Genomic DNA, 20951 nt, shown 5'->3' on the forward strand with positions numbered 1-20951 from the left:
GAGCGCACAATGAAACGACATCAGTGGAAAATCATGGATTGGAAAACCCTGGTGCAGCCCCTGCTGGGCGTGCTGCTGTTCCTCGGCCTCTGGCAGTGGGGGGCGAGTCAGGTGCAGACCAGCCTGGGCACCTTGCCGGGGCCGCTCGCCACCGCCAGCCAGCTCTGGTCGCTGGGTCAGGATCACCTGGCCGAGCGGGAGAAGGCGAGCGCCTTCCTCGAGCGCCAGCGGGTGCGCAACGCCGAGCGGCTGGCCGCGGATCCGGCGGCCGAGGTGAAGCTGCGCCCTTATACAGGGCGCCCCACCTTCTTCGATCAGATAGGGACCAGCCTGCTCACCGTGCTGTGCGGCTTTGGCCTCGCGACCCTGATCGCCATCCCGTGCGGGGTACTGCTCGGCATGAATCAGGGACTCTATCGCGCCGCCAACCCTGTGATCCAGCTGCTCAAACCGGTGTCGCCGCTGGCCTGGCTGCCGCTCATCACCCTGGTGGTGAGCGCACTCTACGCCAACCCCACTCCCTGGCTTGCCAAGTCCTTCCTCACCTCGGCGCTGACGGTGACCCTCTGCTCCCTCTGGCCAACCCTGATCAACACCGCCGTTGGGGTGGCGGGGCTGGACCGGGATCTGCACAACGTCAGCCGGGTGCTGCGGCTCTCTTTCCTGACCCACGTGCGGCGCATCGTGCTGCCCGGCGCCCTGCCCATGATCTTTACCGGGCTGCGGCTCTCCCTGGGGGTGGCCTGGATGGTGCTGATCGCGGCGGAGATGCTGGCCCAGAACCCGGGGCTCGGCAAGTTCGTGTGGGACGAGTTCCAGAGCGGCGGCTCGACCTCGCTGGCCCGCATCATGGTGGCGGTGATCACCATTGGCCTCATCGGCTGCGCCCTGGACAGGGGCATGCTGGCTCTGCAGCAGTGGCTCTCTTGGGACAAACGCCAGGTATTGCGCTAGGGCCGCCGGCAGGCAACCAGGCCCTGCAGCAGTGGCTTTGCTTCAGGACAAGCGCCAGGTGCTGCGTTAACAACCAATTTCATATTCAGGCGGGAGAAGAGCCAATGAAGAGTTATCTGCAGTTAAGCGACGTCGGCATCTCGTTCGAGACGGAGCAGGGGCGCTTCGAGGCCCTCAGCCGGGTCAACCTGCGCATCGAGCGGGGGGAGTTCGTCTCCCTCATCGGTCACTCCGGCTGCGGCAAGAGTACCGTGCTCAATCTGGTGGCCGGGCTGCTGGAGCCCACCACGGGGGGCATCATCCTCGACGGGCGCGAGGTGGCGGGGCCGGGCCCGGAGCGGGCCATGGTGTTCCAGAACCACGCCCTGCTGCCCTGGCTCAGCGTCCAGCAGAACGTAGCGCTGGCAGTGGCCCAGGTGGAGCCGAACCGGCGGGCGGTGGCGGAGCGGGTGGACTACTACCTCTCCTTGGTGCAGATGGAGCACGCCAGCCAGAAGATGCCTCACGAGCTGTCGGGAGGGATGAAGCAGCGGGTCGGCATCGCCCGTGCCCTGTCGCTCTCCCCCAAGGTGCTGCTGATGGACGAGCCGTTCGGCGCCCTCGATGCCCTGACCCGGGCTCACCTGCAGGACGCGCTGATGGCGATCCAGGCGGAGCTTGGCAACACCGTCATCATGATCACCCACGACGTGGACGAGGCGGTGCTGCTCTCCGATCGCATCGTCATGATGACCAATGGCCCCAGTGCCACTGTCGGCGAGATCCTGACCGTGGACCTGCCGAGACCCAGGGACAGGGTGGCCCTGGCGGACGATGGTCACTATCACAGGCTGCGCCAGCAGGTGCTGCGCTTCCTCTACGAGAAGCAGCGCAAGGTGACCCCCCTCAAGGTGACCGAGCCAGTTCGTAGCCAGCGCCGGGCCTGAGCCCATCTATTCAAGGAAGAGAGATATGACTAACAAAGAGAAACTGCTGGTGGTGGGCAACGGCATGGTGGGTCACCATTTTGTCGAGCAACTGGTGGCGGCCGGCGGCCTCGAGCGCTTCGAGGTGACGGTATTCGGCGCCGAGCCGGACTCCGCCTACGACAGGGTGCATCTGTCCGAGGTATTCGGCGGCAAGGCGCCCGAGGCGCTGCGGATGGCGGATCCCGCCTGGTATGAGGTGCAGGGCATAGCGTTGCGGCTGGGGGCCGAGGTGGAGGTGCTCGACAGAGACACCCGCACCCTGACCCTGGCCTGTGGCGAGCAGTTCGGTTACGACCGACTGGTGCTGGCGACCGGCTCGGTCCCCTTCGTGCCCCCCATCCCGGGCCATCAGCGGGCCGGTTGCTTCGTCTATCGCACCCTGGCGGATCTCGCCGCCATCCGCGATGCCTGCGCCGGTGCGCGCAGCGGCGTGGTGATCGGCGGTGGCCTGCTCGGGCTGGAGGCGGCCAACGCGCTGCGGCTGCTCGGGCTCAGCACCCGGGTGGTGGAGTTCGCCCCCAGGCTGATGCCGGTGCAGCTCGACGAGAGCGGCGGCGCCGTGCTGCGGGACAAGATCCGGGCGCTCGGGGTCGAGGTGCTGGTGGAGAAGGCCACCGAGTGCATCGAGGATGGGGAGCAGGCCCGCCACCGGCTGCGCTTCAAGGATGGCTCTCATCTTGAGACCGACGTGCTGCTGTTCTCGGCCGGCATTCGACCCGCGGACGGTCTGGCCCGGCAGGCCGGGCTGAGCGTGGGTGAGCGCGGCGGCATCTGCATCGACGACGGCTGCCACAGCTCGGATCCCGCCATCCTCGCCATCGGCGAATGTGCGCTCTGGCAGGGCCGCATTTTCGGGCTGGTGGCCCCCGGCTACCAGATGGCCCGGGCCGCCGTGGCCAGCCTGTGCGGCGGCGAGAGCCGCTTCGCGGGGGCGGACATGTCCACCAAGCTCAAGTTGATGGGGGTGGATGTGGGTTCCATCGGCGACGCCCACGCCAGCACCGCCGGCGCCCAGGAGCTGCTGGTGCTGGACAGGGTCAACGGCATCTACAAGAAGCTGGTGACCGACGGCGAGGGGAGCCGGCTGCTCGGCGCCATCCTGGTGGGGGACGGCACCGATTATGAGCGGCTGCTGCAGTACTGCCAGAACGGGGTGGCACTGCCCCAGCCGCCGCTCTCCCTGCTGGTGGGGGAGGCGGGCGGCGCGGCGGCGCCTCTGGTGCTGCCGGACAGCGCCATCCTCTGCTCCTGCCACAACGTCAGCAAGGGGGCCGTGGTGGCCGCCGTCAAGGCGGGCAATCACGAGCTGGCGGCGGTGAAGAGCTGCACCAAGGCGGGCACCGGCTGCGGTGGCTGCGGCAACCTGCTCAAGCAGGTGGTGGAGCAGACCCTGGAGGATCTCGGGGTCGAGGCGGACAAGGGGCTGTGCGAGCACTTCGCCCATAGCCGCCAGGAGCTCTATCACCTGGCCAGGGTTGGCGAGCTGAAGAGCTTCGAGGCGCTGCGCGACAAGCACGGCAAGGGGCTGGGCTGCGACATCTGCCGGCCGACGGTCGCCTCCATCCTGGCGTCGCTCTGGAACGAGCACGTGCTTGAGCAGCCCCACCGCGCCCTGCAGGACACCAACGATGCCTTCCTGGCGAACCTGCAAAAGGATGGCACCTACTCGGTGGTGCCGCGCATCCCGGGCGGGGAGATCACCCCGGACGGCCTCATCACCATCGGCGAGGTGGCGCGCAAGTACGGCCTCTACACCAAGATCACCGGCGGCCAGCGCATCGACCTGTTCGGCGCCCGGGTCGATCAGCTGCCCGCCATCTGGGGCGAGCTGGTGGCTGCGGGGTTCGAGACCGGTCAGGCCTACGGCAAGTCGGTGCGCACCGTGAAATCCTGCGTGGGTTCGACCTGGTGCCGCTACGGGGTGCAGGACTCCATGACCCTGACCCAGACGCTGGAGCACCGCTACAAGGGGCTGCGGGCCCCTCACAAGCTGAAGTTTGCGGTCTCCGGCTGTACCCGGGAGTGCGCCGAGGCCCAGAGCAAGGACATCGGCGTCATCGCCACTGAGCGCGGCTGGAACCTCTATGTGTGCGGCAACGGCGGCATGCGGCCGCGCCACGCCGACCTGTTTGCCACCGATCTTGACGAGCAGACCCTGATCCGCTACATCGACCGGCTGCTGATGTTCTACGTGCGCACCGGCGATCGGCTGCAGCGCACCTCGGTCTGGATGGAGGGCATGGAGGGGGGGCTCGACTACCTCAAGTCGGTGATCATCGAGGACCGGCTCGGCATCGGCGCCGAGCTGGAGGCCATGATGGAGGGCATAGTCGGCAGCTGGCAGTGCGAGTGGAAGAGCACATTGGCGGATCCGGACAAGCTGAAGCTGTTCGAGGCCTTCGTCAACCGGCCCGAGGATCAGACGCCGCCACGGCGGGAGGAGCGGGGTCAGTGGGTGCCGGATATCGCAGTCAAGGCGGTGGTATGAACGGGGTCAGCGGGTTGCAAGCCAGTCATCACTATCAAGGAGAGGGTATGAACGGTAGCTGTGAGTTGGGCAGCAGCCATAAGGAACGGGAGGTTGAGATGAACAGACTCAACGACGATATGTTGCCATCGGAGCATGGCGAGTGGCTGCGGGCATGCGAGCTGGCCGCCCTGCCGGAGCAGGCGGGGCGCAGCGCCTGGCTGGGGGGCAGGGCGCTGGCGCTGTTCCGGCTTGGCGAGCGGGTCTATGCGCTGGACGCGGTGGATCCCCTGACCGGGGTGGCGGTGCTGGGCCGCGGCCTGGTGGGGGATTGCGATGGCGAGCCGGTAGTGGCCTCGCCGCTCTACAAGCAGCGTTACGCCCTGGCCGATGGCCGCTGTCTGGACGACCCTGCGCTGAAGGTGGCTTGCTGGCCCGTGATGCAGAGTGCCGGCGAGGTCTGGGTGTTGTTGGGCTGAGTGGAATCATCTGAAAACCGTTTTTTCATCGCCGGGCTTTGCCCGGTGATTTTTTGTGCGCAAGCCGACAATTTTTGCACGAGGCGATGGCGGGTAAACGTTTTTCGGAAATAATGGACAAACGTTTGTAACTGGATGTTTGTCTATGACGGAACGTGAGCAAGAGATCCTCGCCCTGCTGCGCCAGGACCCCATGATTGCCCAGCAGGAGCTGGCAGACAGGCTCGGCATCAGCCGCTCGGCGCTGGCGAGCCACATCTCCAGCCTGATGCGCCAGGGCTATGTGCAGGGGCGCGGTTATGTGCTGCGCGAAGGGCCCTACGCCGTGGTGATCGGCGGCGCCAACATGGATATCTGTGGCTGCAGCCACGACAACCTGCGCATCGGTGACTCCAACCCCGGCAAGGTACGTACCTCGGCCGGCGGGGTGGGGCGCAACATCGCCGAGAACCTGGCGCGCCTTGGCACCGACACCCGGCTGCTGAGCGCGGTGGGCAATGATCAATACGGCCATCACCTGCTGGACGTGACCCAGCGTGCCGGCGTCGACGTGCGCCAGGTGCTGATGCTGGATGGGCAGGCGACCTCCTGTTACCTCAGCCTGCACGATGGCAGCGGCGAGATGAGCTGCGCCGTCAACGACATGGCGATCATCGATCAGCTCACCCCGGCCCGGCTCACCCCCTTGAGCGGTTTTCTCGGCGCAGCCCGGCTCTGGGTGCTCGACACCAACCTCGCCACCCACACCCTCGACTGGCTGTTCGAGCGCCAGGGCGAGCACATCATCTTCGTCGACACCGTCTCGGTGGCCAAGGTGGAGAAGATCCGCCCCTGGCTGCACCGCATCCACACCCTCAAACCCAACCGCAGCGAGGCGGAGCAGCTGTGCGGCTTCACCATCGCCGGGCCCGACACCTGGCCCATGGCGGCGGCCTGGTTCCACCGCGCCGGGGTGCAGCGGCTGTTCCTGAGCCTCGGCGATCAGGGGATTTTCTATAGCGACGGGGAGTGCCAGGGCCATCTGCCCGTGCTCGGCAGCCCGGTCGTCAACGTGACCGGCGGCGGCGATGCCTTCATGGCAGGGCTGGCCCACGCCTGGTTGCAGGAGCAGGGCATCATGGAGACAACCCGGTTCGCCCTCGGTTGCGCCGCCCTCACCGTCAATTGTTCCGATACCGTCTTTTCCGGCCTATCCAAGGCCGCCGTTGAACGCATGCTGGAGGAGTACCCATGTTGAACGCTTACCTCGATATCCAACCGGTCGTCGCTGAAGCCCTTGCTGCCGGCAAGCCGGTGGTGGCCCTGGAGTCCACCATCATCTCCCACGGCATGCCCTATCCGCAGAACGTGGAGACGGCGCGCCAGGTCGAGCAGGTGGTGCGCGACAACGGCGCCGTGCCGGCCACCATCGCCATCATCGATGGCCGCCTCAAGGTGGGTCTGGATGAGGGGGCGCTGGAGGCGCTGGGCCGGGCCGGTCATGCTGCCACCAAGTGCAGCCGCCGCGACATTCCCTTCGTGCTGGCCAACAAGGGGCTGGGCGCGACCACGGTGGCCTCCACCATGATCATCGCCGCCATGGCCGGGATCCGGGTGTTCGCCACCGGCGGCATCGGCGGGGTGCACCGCGGTGCCCAGGAGACCTTCGACATCTCGGCCGATTTGCAGGAATTTGCCCAGACCCCGGTGGCCGTGGTCTGCGCCGGTGCCAAGTCGATCCTCGACATCGGTCTGACCCTGGAGTACCTGGAGACCCAGGGCGTGCCGGTGATCGGCTACCAGACCGAGGAGCTGCCCGCCTTCTACACCCGCGAGAGCGGCTTCAAGGTGGATTACCGCCTCGAGAGCCCGGCGGCGATCGCCGAGGCGCTGCGCCTCAAGTGGGAGCTGGGACTGGCCGGCGGTGCCGTGGTGGCCAACCCGATCCCGACCCAGTTTGCCATGCCCAAGGCCGACATCGACGCCGCCATTGCCCAGGCACTGCGAGAGGCGGACGAGCAGGGGGTGAAGGGCAAGGAGTCCACCCCCTTCCTGCTGGCCCGGGTGTGCGAACTGACCGGCGGCAACTCGCTGGCGGCCAACATCCAGCTGGTACTGAACAACGCCGCGCTGGGGGCGCGCATCGCCGCCAGCCTGTAACGGCTCGTGGTGAATGGAAAAGAGGGCCCGCGGGCCCTCTTTTTTTCATCTCGGCTCTGTGGGTTGCCGGGGGCGTCATTGCAGCACCAGTCGACCGTGCAGCGGCTGCACGGGGCGGTTGTTGGGGTGGTGTATCACCGCCTTGAAGGCATCGATCTGGGCCTGACTCACCTGCACCGGCTGCTTCATCACCAACCAGCGTACCCCTTCCGAGCAGGGCGGCGTGGTCAGCGAGCCGCTGAAGCGGTAGTAGTCGCGGTTGATGGGCAGCAGTTGTTTGGCCGAGATCGGCTCCTTGAGGGCGTGGCTCTCTCCCGCCTTGGCTGGCAGCACCTGCCAGGCCTGGCTCAGGGCTGCGTTGGCCTGGCCCGGCTCGAACATCACCGCCACCACCGCCAGCTCACCCTGGGCGTTGGCGTGCACCAGGTGCCCCTCCAGCGGATAGGAGTGGCCCTTGATGAGGTTTTCGCTGGGGGCGTGGAAGTGGAACTGCTTGAGCTCAAAATGCATGCCGTCGAGCTCAAGGCTGCTGCCCGGGGCATAGTCGACCTGCACCGTGTGGCCGTTGTTGGTGACGCTGCGGCCCCCCGCCAGGTAGTGAAACTGCAGCGGGGTCAGCTTGGCCTCGACCAGACCGTCGAGGTTGACCGGCGACTGGTTGCTGCCTGCACACTGGCCAAATTCCGGGGTCAGTCTGGCCCACTGTGCCGGGCCGGCCTCACCGCTGTATTCCCAATGGGGGGTGGCGGCGAAGGCGGCGGGGCAGAGCAACAGGGCGGCGGCCAACAGGGACTTTCTCATCATGCATCCTTATCTTGATTGAAAAGCACGGCGATCCGTTTCCTGCATTGACGAGGAAATAACGGAAGGCATCATCTGAATTGCGGGATACAGAAGGTCAGACGGTATTTTTATTATTGGTTGGGTGATCGCCGACGATATTTATGATGTATTCAAGATGAATCTAAATAATGGGCGGTCACGTCTGCATATTGAATAATCGCTTTATTCAATGACAGCAATCTAATTAATTGGCTGTTATCGCAGATGAATTTGCTCATAATTCATTCATCGGAAATCAGCTCTTTTTTGCCGCGAAAGTCCCCGCCATCAGTCCGTCTGCAATATATTAATTCATTGTTTTTAATGTGGTTTTTGTTGGTCTCATTTGATCTTGAACAAATAATGCACAGGCTTTCCCGGGCAGGCTGAGGCTGCTGTTATGCACAGCCACAAGGGAGAGAGAAAAAATGAATAAATATTGTCTGTTGCTGGCGCTGGGCCTGCCAGGGATGGGGTGGGCGAACGAGCCGATCCAGCCGGTGGAAGCGGCCAAGGTGAGCGCACCGGAAAAAGTCGAGCTGGGCAAGATGCTGTTCTTCGAGCCGCGGCTCTCGAAATCCAACGCCATCTCCTGCAACTCCTGCCACAACCTGGCGACCGGCGGGGTAGACAACCAGGTCAGTTCCCTCGGCCACAAGTGGAAGGAGGGGCCGATCAACTCGCCCACCGTGCTCAACTCCAGCCTCAACTTCGTGCAGTTCTGGGATGGGCGCGCCAAGGATCTGCAGGCGCAGGCGGCGGGCCCCATCGAGAATCCGCTGGAGATGGCCTTCACCCACAAGCTGGCGGTGGAGACCCTGCACACCCTGCCCGAGTACCGGGCCCGGTTCAGCGCCGTGTACGGCAAGGCGGACTTCGGCATCGACGAGGTGACCGATGCCATCGCCGCCTTCGAGGAGACTCTGGTCACCCCCAATGCGCCGTTCGATCGCTGGCTGAAGGGGGATGCCAAGGCGCTGACTGCGCAGCAGCTGAAGGGCTATCAGCTGTTCAAGGAGAAGGGCTGCACCGCCTGCCACAACGGGGTGGCCATCGGCGGCAACTCCTATCAGAAGATGGGGCTGGTCAAGCCGTTCAAGACCGACAACCCGGCCCAGGGACGCGGTGGGGTGACCGGCGAGAAGCAGTTCATCGGCTGGTTCAAGGTGCCGACCCTGCGCAACATCGAGCTGACCTACCCCTACTTCCACGACGGATCTGTGTGGGATCTGAAGGAGGCGGTGCAGATCATGGCGGACATCCAGCTCGGCCAGACCCTGAGCGAGCAGGAGGTGGACGACATGACCGCCTACCTCAAGAGCCTGACCGGCGAGCAGCCGCAGATAGTGTTGCCTATTCTGCCGCCCTCCCAACCCGATACCCCCAGGCCTCAGGTCAAGAGCTGAGCGGGGGTGATGATTGCAGCGGAGCCACCGGCTCCGCTTTTTTGTTCCTATCTATCTGATAAGTCTCTCGAAGTTACTGCACTACACAATGACAAAGGGATAACAATCCCCCAGCTGGCGACGGCGATTTTACCGATTTGCAGCCCTCTTCACATTTCCGGCACGCTCACAATTTGTTCGATTGCCTTACTCATCCGACCTGGTGTCAAATCACTCCGCCTAATACAAGGAGTGGCATAATAATGAATAATATCAATAAATTAGTTCTGGCTATCGGATTCACTCTCACCACCTTCCCGAGCCTGGCGGCGGGTTTCCAATGCAAGGATCACGTCAAGCTCGGGGTGCCCAGCCAATCCAGTCAACTGCTGTGCCGGGATGGCTATGCCGCCGGTTACAACTACGACACCAAGGTCTCTGACTGGGTCTCTTATCGAATGACGGCCGCCAGCGCCCAGGGCCAGGTGCCGCGCAAGGATGCCTTTGCCGAGGACAAGGAGGTGCCGGTGCAGTTCCGCGCCACCCTGGCCGACTACAAGGGCTCCGGTTATGACCGCGGCCATCAGGCGCCGGCGGCGGACATGCGCTCCACCGCCACCACCATGAAGCAAAGCTTCCTGCTGACCAACATGACCCCGCAGCTGCCGGCGCTCAACCAGGGGGCCTGGCGCATCCTGGAGGAGAAGACCCGGCAGTGGGCCATTGCCTATCAGGATGTCTATGTGATCACCGGCCCCATCTTCACCAACTCCGACGCCTCCATCGGCAACGGCGTGACCGTGCCCCACGCCTATTACCGGGTGGTGATGGATGTGGCCAACAAGGAGGCGATCGCCTTCATCCTGCCGCAGCAGAACGTGTCGGCCAGCAAGCTGGCAGACTACATAGTGACGGTGGATGCGGTGGAGGAGCAGACCGGACTGGACTTCTTCGCCGAGCTGCCGGATGAGCAGGAAGAGGCCATGGAGTCTCAGCTGATGGCCATGTGGGGCAACTGAGCCTGGTCATGAGCACCATGAAAACAGGGGCCGCGGCCCCTGTTTTCATTTGCTCAGTTCATCCCCGACCTTCTTGACGGTATCCCGGGTGCCGTGGCCGATCTCCCGGGTCACGTCGCGGGTGGTGTGGCCAATCTCGCGGGTCACGTTGCGGGTGGTGTGCCCCACGGTTCTGCCCGCCTCCTTGATGTCGGCGCAGCCGCCGAGCAGGCTGCCCAGAACCAGGCCGATCGCCATCAGGGTCATGCAGTCACGCCTCATGCCGTGCTCCTTCTCGTTTCATCATCATCTCCATGCCGATGGCGGCATTATGGCCTCGTGTGCAATGGGCGGGCAACCAGCAGGGTGTGGCCGGGCCCCGGGATCTCGTGCTCGGCCTCCACGTGAAAGTGGGCCTCGCGCAGGCACTGGTACAGCTGTTTGGAGTGGTAGAATCGGCTGTTGCCGTTGGCCAGACAGGTGAAGTAGAGGGAGGTGGCGTTGAGACTGAAACTGGCGGCTTCAAAGGATTGCCTGTCCCAGAACAGCTCCAGGATGCAGACCCGGGCGTCCGCTTTCATGGCCAGCCGGACCCGGTTCAGGATGGCGACGATCTGCGCGTGGCTGAAGCAGTCGAGAAACTGGCTCATCCACCAGATATCCGCCTCGCCGGGCAGGGGGCCCGCTTGCAGCAGATCCACCGGGTGGCCATGCACCCGCGCCGCCAGCCCCGCCTCCTCGATGTTGCAGCGGGCCAGCGCCAGCTGCTCGGGCAAGTCCAGGATGGTGACCTGCAGCGCCGGATCCCGCCTGGCGCAGGCGATGGCCCACTTGCCGGTGTTGCCGCCAAGATCATAGAGGTGGCGCGGCTCGTAGCCAAACACCTTGTCCTGGGCCTGCTGGAAGGCCCAGTCGGAGTAGAAGTGATCGAAGGCGAACCAGCTGCGGCGGGCCGGCTCGGGCAGCTCGCTCAGGTGCGGATAGAGGGTCTGCCAGGGGCCGAACTCTTGTAGACCGGCGGGGGTGCCGTCGCGGATGGCGTCGAGCAGGTGGGCGAGGGGCTGATAGCAGACGTGCTGGGTGAAGTCGAGATTGACCCGGCTCATGGCGTCGTGCAGCAGGTATTTGCCGACCCGGCCCAGCACATAGTGCTCCTCGCTCAGATAGCAGAGTCCGCCGCCGAGCCCCATGTCCAGCAGCACGCCGGCGCCGTATTCGCTGAGCTGACACGCCTGGGCGATGTCGGCCAGTGCGGCCCCCTGCGAGCCGCGGGTCTCGAGATAGGCCAGCACCCCGGTTTCACGCAGGCACCAGCTGGCCTGAAACAGCATGGGCCCGAAGGCGATTTTCTGGGCCTCGCTGATGGCTTCCAGCGCGTTGTAGGGATCCGCCTGATAGTGATTCACGGGGTGGCTCCTGCCGGATCAGCGGCTCTGGGTGCGGGCGAGTTCCGCCTGAATGGCCTGGTTCAGACCCAGTACCCAGCGGTTATAACTGCGGTGGATGCTGCCCTTGCCTTTGTCGTCCAGATTGACGCTGCTCACATAATTAATGGAATAATCGCGAGCGCTATAAGGAATATTTATCACCGCCTGATGCTGGCGCACATTGACCTGGCCTCGAATTAGTCCTGGCTGCTCCTGGCGCATTACCCAGTTCTTGCTGATGCCGGCCGTAATAATGGCATTGGCCACCTGTTCTTCGGTCAGATTGAAGGGCACCGGATTGGCTGCCATATTGCGAATTGGCTGGCTGGTGGAGCAGGCGGCAAGCAGGGCACAGGCCAGCAGCAGGGATATTTTATTAATGAGTTTCATAATATTTTCCTTGGGAAGGATATTCATCAATTTGGGCGTGGCAATGAGACAACACAAATAGTTTATTTTCAATCACCAAGGCGGTTGATAATCTGCGCTGGCTATTATTTTTGATGAATAATGGTATTATCCGCCGGTATTAAGCCGATGACGCCATTCAATGTCGTGGAGCAGGCACTGCCCACCGGGTGAGTGCCTTTTATCGTCTTCGCGTCCACCCATCGATGTAAGGACAGGTTGCCCGAAACATGCTCTCTTTCTCGCTGCTGGATAGTCAGGCCCTGTCACCCGGTCTGGCCGATGAGGCTGCCTGGCAGGCGTGGGCGCAGCAGGGCCGCTGGCCGGTCGACCCGCCGTTTCCCGCCACCCCCTTGCTGCCGATGATGATGGCGCGCCGCCTGAGTCAGGGCGCCCGGCTGGCGGTGCAGGTGGGGCTGAGCCTGCTGGCCCGCCACCAGATAGACAGTGCCGTCTTCGTCAGCCGCCACGGCGAGCTGGCCCGCTCCATGACCCTGCTGCAGGCGTTGGCGGACGGGCAGGCGTTGTCGCCCACCGATTTCTCCATGTCGGTGCACAACACCGCCGCCGGGCTCTGCTCCATTCAGGGCAAGGCCGCCATCCCCATGACCTCGCTGGCCGCGGGGGAGAACAGCCTGATGGCGGGCCTGACCGAAGCGGTCTGCGCCCTGCAGGCCGGTGCCCGTCGGGTGTTGCTGGTGGCCTTCGAGGGGCCGGTGCCCGCGTTTCACCGCCCCTGGCTGGCGCAAGAGGCGCCACCCCACGCGCTGGGGCTGGTGCTGACGGCGGGCGAAGAGTGGCGCTGCGCGGGGGCGCGTGGCATCGCCGCGTCGGCCGCCCGCCCGCTGCCCCAGAGTCTGGCCTGCTGGCGTGCTCTGCTGCGAGGCGAGCCGACCCTGATCCTCGCTGATGACCGTCAGGAGTGGAGATGGCAGCGTTGCTGAACCGGGGATGGCGGCTGATCGGCACGGCTCTGGGCTTCACCCTGTTCGGGGTGGGTGGCCTGCTGCTCTCCCTGTTCTGGTTTCCGCTGCTGGCGCTCTGTCTGCGCGGCGAGCGGCGCCGTACCCTGGCCCAGCTCACCATCCGCCACAGCTTTCGGCTGTTTCTCGGCGTGCTGCGCGGCTGGGGAGTGCTCGATTACCGCGTGAACGGCATGCCCGCCCACCTGCGCGGTGCCCTGGTGGTGGCCAATCACCCCAGCCTGCTCGATTACGTCATGCTGGCGGCCGAGATGCCGGTGTGCGACTGCATCGTCAAGCAGTCCCTCTGGCGCAACCCCTTCATCGGCGGCGTGGTACGGGCCGCCGACTACCTGCCCAACGTGGCAGGCGAGGATCTGCTGGCCCTGTGCCAGGGGCGGATCCGGGCCGGCGGCCTGCTGCTGGTGTTCCCGGAAGGAACCCGCACCACCCCGGGCGAACCCATCAAGCTGCAGCGCGGCGCGGCCCAGCTGGCGGTGCGCAGCCAGGTGCCGTTGCAACTGGTGCGGATCCACTGCAGCACCCGATTTCTCACCAAGCAGGACAAATGGTTCAAGATCCCGGAAAATAAGCCGATTTTCACCATAGAATTCCTGCAGCAAGTGGCGGCGGACGAGGTGGTCGCCACCGGCCAGAGCAGTGCGCTGGCCGCCCGCCAGTTGACCCGGTTTCTCACCCAGGCCCTGCAACCGGGGCCCCAATGACAGCATGTGGAACAGTTATGCAAGACCTGCATCTAGAGATAAAACAACTCATCATCGACAGCCTCAACCTCGAGGGACTCACCCCTGACGACATCGACAGTCAGGCGCCGCTGTTCGGTGACGGCCTGGGGCTGGACTCCATCGATGCGCTGGAGCTGGGCCTTGCCATCAAGGGCCGCTACGGCATCGTGCTCTCCGCCGAGGATGAAAACACCCGTCGTCATTTTGCCTCCGTCGCGGCGCTGGTCGCCCTGGTGCAGGCCCAGTCGAAAGGGGAGGCCTGAGCCATGACCCGTGACGACATCTTTGCCCAGATCAAGGCCGCCCTCGTCGAGCTGTTTGAGGTCGACGAAGAGGCCATCACCCCCGAGGCCCGTCTCTATCAGGATCTCGAGCTCGACAGCATCGACGCCATCGATCTGGTGGTGCACCTGCAGAAGCTGACCGGCAAGAAGATCAAGCCGGAAGAGTTCAAGTCGGTGCGCAGCGTCAACGACGTGGTGGATGCGGTCGAGCGTCTGCTGGCCGACGCCTGATGCCGGTGCACGCCCTGCCATGATGCGCTGGCTCTCCTGGCTGGCCGGTGGTGCCCTGCTGCTCTACCCGCTGGCGGTCTACTGGGGGCTGACCCACGCCGGTCAGACCCCGCTGCTGCTCGGTCTGCTGCTCATCTTCTCGCTGCGACTCTTGCCCGGCCTGCTCAAGGGGCGGGTCCGGCTCGGCCCCTTGCCGGAGTGGCTCTGGCTGGGCCGTCTGCTGGCTTGCATCGGCCTGGGGCTGACTCTGCTGTCGGCCCTGTTCAGCGCCCGGCACTGGCTGCTCTACTACCCGCTGGCGGTGAGCCTGGCGCTGCTGTGCCTGTTCGGCTGGAGCCTGACCCGACCCATGAGCCTGGTGGAGCGGCTGGCCCGCCTGCAGGATCCCGCTTTGCCACCGGCAGCCATCGGCTACACCCGGCGGGTGACCCAGGTCTGGTGCGGCTTCTTCGTTATCAACGGCGCGCTGGCGGCCTTCACCATCTGGCACGGGGATCTGGCGCTCTGGAGCCTCTACAACGGCCTCATCAGCTACGCCCTGATGGGCGGCCTGATGGGCGCTGAGTATCTGGTGCGCCGCCGCCTGCTCAAGAGGCTGGCCCCATGACCCTGCTGCAAACTATCTGGCAGCGGGACGGCGAGCGCGTGGTGGCGTTTGGCCCGGATGGCGAAGTGACCCTGGCCGAGCTGCGTCGCGGCAGTCTGCAGCTGGCGCGGGCCATGGCCCGTCTGGCCGGCCCCGAGCGGCCAAGCATGCGCTGGGCACTCTGTTTCGATGACAGCCTGCTGTTTGCCCAGGCGCTGCTTGCCTGCGCCCTCGGCGGGTACCGGGCCATCCTGCCGGGCCATCAGCGGCTGGCCGGTTTGCAGGCGCTGCAGAGCCAGTTCGACGGCCTGCTCACCGACGGCGAGCTGCCGGGTGCGGCGCTCACGGCGGCGCAGCTCAGGCTGCCACTGCTGGCGGCGGATGACGAGCAGGAGGCAGACGGCGCAACCCTGCCGCCCGAGCGCCTCGATCTCACCCTGTTCAGCTCCGGCTCCACCGGCGAGCCCAAGGCGATCCCCAAGGCCTGGCCCCAGCTGGAGGCGGAATTGCGGGTGCAGATGGCGCTGTGGGGCGAGCGGCTGGCGGGCACCTGGGTGCTGGCCAGCGTCAGTCACCAGCACATCTACGGCCTGCTGTTTCGCATTCTGTTGCCGCTTGGTCTCGGCCGCCCCTTTGATCGTCGCAGCATCGACTACCCGGAGCAGCTGGCGCTGCAAATGGCCCCCTGGTGCCTGATCGCCTCTCCTGCGTTTCTGAGCCGGCTCGACCCGGCCATTGCTGCCGCCGGCTGCCGGCTGATCGTCTCCTCCGGCGGCCCCCTGCAACCGGGCGATGCCCAGCAGGCCAAGCAGCTGTTCGGTCAGCTGCCGGTGGAGATCTTCGGCAGCAGCGAGACCGGCGGCATCGGCTGGCGCCAGCGCCACCAGGTACAGACCCCCTGGACGACGCTGCCCGGGGTCGAGGTGCGGGTCGGCCCGGAGCAGGGCCTGCTGCTGCGCTCCCCCTTCCTGCCGACGGCGGAGTGGCTGGCCTGCGCCGATCGCATCGCCTTGCACGAGGGCGGTTTCGAGCTGCTGGGCCGCCAGGATCGGGTGGTCAAGCTGGAGGAGAAGCGCATCTCCCTCGACGAGGTGGAGGCGCGCCTGCAGGGGCTGGCGGAGGTGGAGGCAGCCGCCGTGCTGCCGCTGCAACAAGGCCAGCGCCAGATCCTCGGCGCCGTACTGGTGCTGAGCGAATTGGGCGCCGCCCGCTGGGCCGAGCTCGGGCCCGGGCGTTTCCTGCTGACCCTGCGCCAGCAACTGAGACCCTGGCTCGAGCCGGTCGCCCTGCCGCGCAGCGTGCGCCGGGTCGAACAGATGCCCGTCAACGCCCAGGGCAAGCGCCCCTGGCCACAACTCAAGGAGCTGTTCGATGAGCCTCTCGGTTGACTCTCTGCCAGCGAACACCTTGCCCACCGTGCTGGCCTGCGAGACGCTGGCCGACGGGGTGCGCCTGCAACTGCGGCTCGATCCCGATTTGCCCTGGTTTACGGGCCATTTCCCCGGCGCCCCCCTGCTGCCCGGGGTGACCCAGATCCACTGGGTGATGCACTATGCTGCCAGCCTGCTCAAGCTGGATCAGCCGTTTCACGGGCTGGATCAGCTCAAGTTCCAGCGCCCCCTGCGCCCCGGGGCCGAGTGCAGCCTGCACCTGCAGTGGCAGGTAGACAAGGGCCAGCTCCTCTTTCAGTACCTGCTCGGCGATGAGCCGGCGAGCAGCGGACGGGTGCGGCTGATCCCATGACGCCCTGTATTCTGATTCCCTGTTACAACCACGCCGGCCCGCTGGCCGCCGTGCTGGCACGGCTGGCCGAATACGGGCTGCCCTGCCTGCTGATCGACGATGGCAGCGAGCCCGTCGCCGCCGCCGAGCTGGATGCGCTGGCTGCGCGTTACCCCTGGGTTACCCTGCTGCGCCACCCCCACAACCAGGGCAAGGGTGGCGCCGTGATGACGGGGCTGCGCCGCGCCCATGCACTCGGCTTCAGCCACGCCCTGCAGGTGGATGCCGACGGCCAGCACGATCTGGCGGACATTCCGGCCCTGCTGGCCGAGGCGGACAAGCACCCGGCGGCGCTTGTCTCCGGCCGCCCGCTATACGATGATTCCGTGCCCAAGGGGCGCCTCTACGGCCGCTACATCACCCATGTCTGGGTCTGGATCGAGACGCTGTCGTTTGCCATCAAGGACAGCATGTGCGGCTTTCGGGTCTATCCGCTGGCGGCCACTTGCGCACTGCTCGAACGGGTGGCGCTCGGCCGGCGGATGGATTTCGACACCGAGGTGATGGTGCGCCTCTACTGGGCCGGGGTGGCGGTGCGCTTCGTGCCGACCCGGGTCATCTATCCCGCCGATGGCAGCTCCCACTTCCAGCTCTGGCGCGACAACCGCGACATCTCCTGGATGCACACCCGGCTGGTGTGCCGCCTGCTGTGGGATCAGCTGCTGCGCCTCGGCCGCTGGCCCCGCCGCCTCGGCGCCCGGGCGGCGCAGTTGTGGCGCGAGCGGCGCACCCACTGGTCGCGCACCCCGGAGCGGGGATCCCTGCTCGGCATGCAGATTATGCTGACCAGCTACCGCCTGCTGGGGCGGCGCGGGTTTTCCTTGCTGCTCTATCCGGTCATCGGCTACTTCTGGCTGACCGGCCGGGCCCAGCGCCAGGCATCCCAAGCCTATCTGACCCGCCTCGAGCGCTTCGCCCGCACGCAAGGAGTGGCGCTGCCCCCTGAGCCGAGATCGAGCTTTCGCCACTTCCTGCGCTTTGGCGAGGCGGCGCTCGACAAGCTGGCGGGCTGGCGCGGCGACATCACCGAGCAAGAGGTGGAACTGGTGGGGGCGGAGCACTACCAGGCCGCCATCAACAGCGGTCAGGGCGTGCTACTGCTGGGCTCCCACCTCGGCGATCTCGAGCTGTGCCGCGCCCTGGGCAGTCGCAAGCAGGGGCTGCGCATCAATGCGCTGGTGTTTACCCGCCACGCGGCCCGCTTCAATGCCCTGCTCAAACAGATCAACCCGGATTCGCACCTCAATCTCATCCAGGTACAGGAGCTGGGGGCCGATACCGCCATCCTGCTCAAGGAGAAGTTGGAGCGGGGGGAGTGGGTGGTGATCGTCGGCGATCGCACCTCGGTGACCCGGGAGAAGCGGGTGATCTGGGCCGACTTTCTCGGCGCGCCGGCCCCCTTTCCGCTCGGCCCCTTCGTGCTCAGCAGCGTGCTGGGATGCCCGGTCTACCTGATGTTCGGCCTCAAGGAGCGGGGCCGCTTTCGGGTGCATTTCGAGCCCTTTGCCGATGGCCAGCCCCTGCCGCGGCAAGGGCGCCAACAGATTCTTGCGTCCCGGGTGCAGGCCTATGCCGATCGCCTGCAGCATCACTGCCTGCAGGCCCCGCTGGACTGGTTCAACTTTTTTGATTTCTGGCAGCTGACCGATGAACAAGAGTGAGATGAGACGGGTCACCTTCGGCGCCGAGCCGCTGACCATAGAGGACGTGGTGGCCCTGGCCGAAGGGCGCGCCACCCCCGCACTGAATCCGGATCCCGCCTTCATGGCCCGCATCCAGCGGGGCGCCGACTTTCTCGACCGGCTGCTGGCCGAAGAGGGGGTCATCTACGGGGTGACCACCGGCTACGGCGACTCGGTGACCCGGCCGGTGCCGACCGAGCTGGTGCCTGAGCTGCCGCTGCACCTGACCCGTTTTCACGGCTGCGGGCTGGGAGCGGATCTCGAACTGGATGCCGGTCGCGCCGTGCTGGCGACCCGGCTCTGCTCGCTGGCGCAGGGGGTCTCCGGGGTCAGCCCGGCCTTGCTCGAACGGCTCTGCTGGCTGCTGGAGCAGGATCTGGTGCCGCGCATTCCCGAAGAGGGGTCGGTGGGCGCCAGCGGCGATCTCACCCCGCTCTCCTACGTCGCCGCCGTGCTGGTGGGGGAGCGTGAGCTTCATCACGATGGTGTGCTGCGCCCCGCCGCCGAGGTCTATCGGGAGCTGGGGGTCACCCCCCTGACCCTGCGGCCGAAAGAGGGGCTGGCGCTGATGAACGGCACCTCGGTGATGACGGCGCTGGCCTGCCTTGCCTACGCCCGCACTGACTACCTGATGCGGCTGGCGACCCGGATCACCGCCCTGGTGAGCGTCGCCATGGGGGGCAACGCCTTCCACTTCGACGAGCGGCTGTTTGCCGCCAAGCCGCACCCCGGCATGCAGGGCATCGCGGCCTGGCTGAGGGAAGACCTGGTGGCCGGCGAGCTGCCGCGCCACAGCGACCGGCTGCAGGACAGATACTCGTTGCGCTGCGCCCCCCACGTCATCGGGGTGGTAGCCGACAGCCTGCCCTGGTGGCGTCAGCTCATCGAAAACGAGCTCAACAGCGCCAACGACAACCCGCTGATCGATGGGGAAGAGGAGCACGTGATGCACGGCGGCCACTTCTACGGCGGCCACATCGCCATGGCGATGGACAGCATGAAGGCGGCCGTCGCCAACCTGGCCGACCTGCTGGATCGCCAGCTGGCCCAGCTGGTGGACAGCAAGTTCAACGGTGGCCTGCCGAGCAACCTCTCCGGCGCGCCAGAGGAGCGGCAGATGATCAACCACGGCTTCAAGGCGGTGCAGATCGGTGTCTCGGCCTGGACCGCGGAGGCGCTCAAGCAAACCATGCCCGCCAGCGTCTTCTCCCGCTCCACCGAGTGCCACAACCAGGACAAGGTGAGCATGGGCACCATAGCGGCGCGCGATGCGCTGCGGGTGCTGACCCTGACCGAACAGGTGGCGGCCGCCTGCCTGCTGGCGGCGGTGCAGGGTGTGGAGCTGCGCCTGGCCCGGCCCACCCCCTTCACCCGCCCGCTTGGCACGGCGCTGGCCGCCATGGTCGCGCAGGTGCGGGCCGAGTTTGCCCCGCTGCTGGAAGATCGGGGGCTCGAGCCCGAGCTGAGGGCGCTGATCGCCCGCATTCGCCAGCGTCACTATCCCCTTTATGGGCCGAACCGGAACTGAGACAAGGTCACTATTGATGAGACAAGCCATGCAGAATGAACCCTGGCAGATCAGCGCCGAAGTCGAGGTGACCATCCCGTTCCACGACGTGGACATGATGGCGGTGGCCTGGCACGGCCACTACTTTCGCTACATCGAGCTGGCCCGCTGCGCCCTGCTCGACCTCATCGACTACAACTACCCGCAGATGGAGGCCTCCGGCTACCTCTGGCCCATCATCGATACCCGGATGAAGTACTTGGCACCGCTGCGCTTCGGCCAGCGGGTGCGGGTGCGCGCCACCCTGACCGAGTACCAGAACCGCCTGAAGATCGACTACCTGCTGAGCGACGCCGCGAGCGGCACCCGCACCAGCAAGGGTTACAGCATCCAGGTGGCGGTGAGCAAGGCGAGCGGCGAGATGTGCCTGGCCTCGCCCCAGGTGCTGCTGGACAAGCTGGGGGTGAGCCAATGAGCCGGCTGACAAGGCCGCTGTTGGCCGGTTTGCTCCTGTTGCTGACATGGCCGCTGCTGGCGGCGCCCCTGAGCCGGGCCGAGGTGCAGCAGTTGCTCGCCCTGAGCCAGGCCAAGCAGGCCAGCTTCGAGCAGGAGAAGCAGGTGGCGGGGCTGAGCCAGCCGCTCAAAGCCTCCGGCGAGCTGCTGCTGGTGCGCGATCAGGGGCTCTGGTGGCAGCAGCAGAAACCCTTCCCGCTGACCCTTGTCCTGACGCCGACGCGCATGGTGCAGCAGATGGCGGGCCAGCCCGCCACCGTCATCGACAACCCCCAGCTGCTGGAGTTCAGCCAGATGCTGCTGGCGCTGTTTGGCTCGGATGAGGCGACCCTGAGCCGCTACTTCAGCATCGATTTTCACAGCACGGAGGCGGGCTGGCAGCTGGTGCTGGTGCCGACCCTGGCACCGCTCGACAAGGTGTTTGCCAGCCTCACCCTGAGCGGACAGGGGCAGCTGGATCAGCTGCTCATCGCCGACAAGCAGGGTGACAGCACCCGCATCCGTTTCAGTGGCTGGCGGGATCGCGCCCTGCCGCTGACCCCTGAGGAGCAGGCCCGCTTTGCTGCCCACTAGCACGATGACGCGCCAGCGCGGCGCCCCCGCCGGGACGA

General features: G+C 65.8%; 23 protein-coding genes. 19 read left to right on the forward strand and 4 right to left on the reverse strand.

All coding sequences use genetic code 11. The features are described from left to right. The first annotated feature begins 33 nt into the window (after positions 1-33). The 6 genes from ACB032_RS00385 (at position 34) to ACB032_RS00410 (ending at position 7007) form a co-directional block, all read left to right on the forward strand. Positions 34-954, forward strand: a complete 921-nt coding sequence (locus ACB032_RS00385) for an ABC transporter permease (protein ID WP_252411279.1) — start codon at positions 34-36, stop codon at positions 952-954. Positions 955-1058: 104 nt separating this feature from the next. Next, positions 1059-1880: an ABC transporter ATP-binding protein gene (locus ACB032_RS00390; RefSeq protein WP_371137109.1), complete on the forward strand. Its 822-nt coding sequence runs from the start codon at positions 1059-1061 to the stop codon at positions 1878-1880. 25 nt (positions 1881-1905) lie between these two features. Further along, on the forward strand, positions 1906-4410 hold the full coding sequence (gene nirB / locus ACB032_RS00395) for a nitrite reductase large subunit NirB (RefSeq protein ID WP_371137110.1): 2505 nt from the start codon (positions 1906-1908) through the stop codon (positions 4408-4410). Between the two features lie 98 nt (positions 4411-4508). Continuing rightward, entirely contained in the window at positions 4509-4868 is a 360-nt protein-coding gene (nirD, locus tag ACB032_RS00400) for a nitrite reductase small subunit NirD (RefSeq protein WP_371137111.1), read from the forward strand. 145 nt (positions 4869-5013) lie between these two features. Then, positions 5014-6105, forward strand: coding sequence for a PfkB family carbohydrate kinase (locus ACB032_RS00405; RefSeq protein WP_043161981.1), 1092 nt, complete (start codon positions 5014-5016; stop codon positions 6103-6105). After that, positions 6099-7007, forward strand: coding sequence for a pseudouridine-5'-phosphate glycosidase (locus ACB032_RS00410; protein WP_011707170.1), 909 nt, complete (start codon positions 6099-6101; stop codon positions 7005-7007). The genes ACB032_RS00405 and ACB032_RS00410 overlap by 7 nt, the downstream gene beginning before the upstream one ends. A 75-nt stretch (positions 7008-7082) precedes the next feature. Here the strand turns inward: ACB032_RS00410 and ACB032_RS00415 are convergent, their stop codons facing one another. Continuing rightward, a complete protein-coding gene (locus ACB032_RS00415; protein WP_371137112.1) occupies positions 7083-7808 on the reverse strand; it encodes a carbonic anhydrase in 726 nt (241 codons plus the stop codon). A 449-nt stretch (positions 7809-8257) separates the two neighbouring features. Here ACB032_RS00415 and ACB032_RS00420 point away from each other — a divergent pair, with 449 nt between their 5' ends. After that, positions 8258-9235 (forward strand): cytochrome-c peroxidase, encoded by a 978-nt coding sequence (locus ACB032_RS00420; protein WP_371137113.1) that lies wholly within the window; start codon positions 8258-8260, stop codon positions 9233-9235. A 242-nt stretch (positions 9236-9477) separates the two neighbouring features. Next, a complete protein-coding gene (locus ACB032_RS00425; protein ID WP_011707167.1) occupies positions 9478-10233 on the forward strand; it encodes a DNA/RNA non-specific endonuclease in 756 nt (251 codons plus the stop codon). Between the two features lie 45 nt (positions 10234-10278). Here the strand turns inward: ACB032_RS00425 and ACB032_RS00430 are convergent, their stop codons facing one another. Genes ACB032_RS00430 through ACB032_RS00440 form a run of 3 tightly spaced genes read right to left on the reverse strand, consistent with a single transcriptional unit; the run spans position 10279 to position 12101 of the window. Continuing rightward, positions 10279-10494 carry a hypothetical protein gene (locus ACB032_RS00430; RefSeq protein WP_042065899.1) on the reverse strand — a complete coding sequence of 72 codons (216 nt, stop codon included), beginning with the start codon at positions 10492-10494 and terminating at the stop codon, positions 10279-10281. Between the two features lie 47 nt (positions 10495-10541). After that, positions 10542-11618: a methyltransferase gene (locus ACB032_RS00435; protein ID WP_253627234.1), complete on the reverse strand. Its 1077-nt coding sequence runs from the start codon at positions 11616-11618 to the stop codon at positions 10542-10544. 18 nt (positions 11619-11636) lie between these two features. Then, on the reverse strand, positions 11637-12101 hold the full coding sequence (locus tag ACB032_RS00440) for a hypothetical protein (protein WP_241871852.1): 465 nt from the start codon (positions 12099-12101) through the stop codon (positions 11637-11639). Between the two features lie 176 nt (positions 12102-12277). Between ACB032_RS00440 and ACB032_RS00445 the strand changes: the two genes are divergently transcribed. The 11 genes from ACB032_RS00445 to ACB032_RS00495 are packed head-to-tail and all read left to right on the forward strand — an operon-like array spanning position 12278 to position 20913. Next, positions 12278-12991, forward strand: coding sequence for a beta-ketoacyl synthase chain length factor (locus ACB032_RS00445; RefSeq protein WP_371137114.1), 714 nt, complete (start codon positions 12278-12280; stop codon positions 12989-12991). Continuing rightward, entirely contained in the window at positions 12976-13734 is a 759-nt protein-coding gene (locus ACB032_RS00450; RefSeq protein ID WP_371137115.1) for a lysophospholipid acyltransferase family protein, read from the forward strand. The genes ACB032_RS00445 and ACB032_RS00450 overlap by 16 nt, the downstream gene beginning before the upstream one ends. 17 nt (positions 13735-13751) lie before the next feature. After that, positions 13752-14018 carry a phosphopantetheine-binding protein gene (locus ACB032_RS00455; RefSeq protein ID WP_005297932.1) on the forward strand — a complete coding sequence of 89 codons (267 nt, stop codon included), beginning with the start codon at positions 13752-13754 and terminating at the stop codon, positions 14016-14018. Between the two features lie 3 nt (positions 14019-14021). Further along, the gene (locus ACB032_RS00460) at positions 14022-14270 is read left to right on the forward strand and encodes an acyl carrier protein (protein ID WP_011707160.1); all 249 of its coding nucleotides are present in this window, start codon (positions 14022-14024) and stop codon (positions 14268-14270) included. 19 nt (positions 14271-14289) lie between these two features. Then, a complete protein-coding gene (locus ACB032_RS00465; RefSeq protein WP_016351791.1) occupies positions 14290-14877 on the forward strand; it encodes a hypothetical protein in 588 nt (195 codons plus the stop codon). After that, positions 14874-16244 carry an AMP-binding protein gene (locus tag ACB032_RS00470; RefSeq protein WP_371137116.1) on the forward strand — a complete coding sequence of 457 codons (1371 nt, stop codon included), beginning with the start codon at positions 14874-14876 and terminating at the stop codon, positions 16242-16244. Before ACB032_RS00465 ends, ACB032_RS00470 begins: the two co-directional genes overlap by 4 nt. Further along, the gene (locus tag ACB032_RS00475) at positions 16228-16599 is read left to right on the forward strand and encodes a hydroxymyristoyl-ACP dehydratase (RefSeq protein WP_371137117.1); all 372 of its coding nucleotides are present in this window, start codon (positions 16228-16230) and stop codon (positions 16597-16599) included. Before ACB032_RS00470 ends, ACB032_RS00475 begins: the two co-directional genes overlap by 17 nt. Then, entirely contained in the window at positions 16596-18299 is a 1704-nt protein-coding gene (locus tag ACB032_RS00480) for a glycosyltransferase (RefSeq protein WP_371137118.1), read from the forward strand. Before ACB032_RS00475 ends, ACB032_RS00480 begins: the two co-directional genes overlap by 4 nt. Further along, positions 18286-19848, forward strand: coding sequence for a histidine ammonia-lyase (hutH, locus tag ACB032_RS00485; protein ID WP_371137119.1), 1563 nt, complete (start codon positions 18286-18288; stop codon positions 19846-19848). Before ACB032_RS00480 ends, hutH begins: the two co-directional genes overlap by 14 nt. Positions 19849-19876: 28 nt before the next feature. Next, positions 19877-20302, forward strand: a complete 426-nt coding sequence (locus ACB032_RS00490) for a thioesterase family protein (protein WP_096118707.1) — start codon at positions 19877-19879, stop codon at positions 20300-20302. After that, a complete protein-coding gene (locus ACB032_RS00495; RefSeq protein ID WP_371137120.1) occupies positions 20299-20913 on the forward strand; it encodes an outer membrane lipoprotein carrier protein LolA in 615 nt (204 codons plus the stop codon). Before ACB032_RS00490 ends, ACB032_RS00495 begins: the two co-directional genes overlap by 4 nt. Positions 20914-20951: the final 38 nt, after the last annotated feature.

This window comes from Aeromonas sp. S5(2024) (genome assembly GCF_041403025.1).
GTDB classification, from domain to species: Bacteria; Pseudomonadota; Gammaproteobacteria; order Enterobacterales; family Aeromonadaceae; genus Aeromonas; species Aeromonas hydrophila.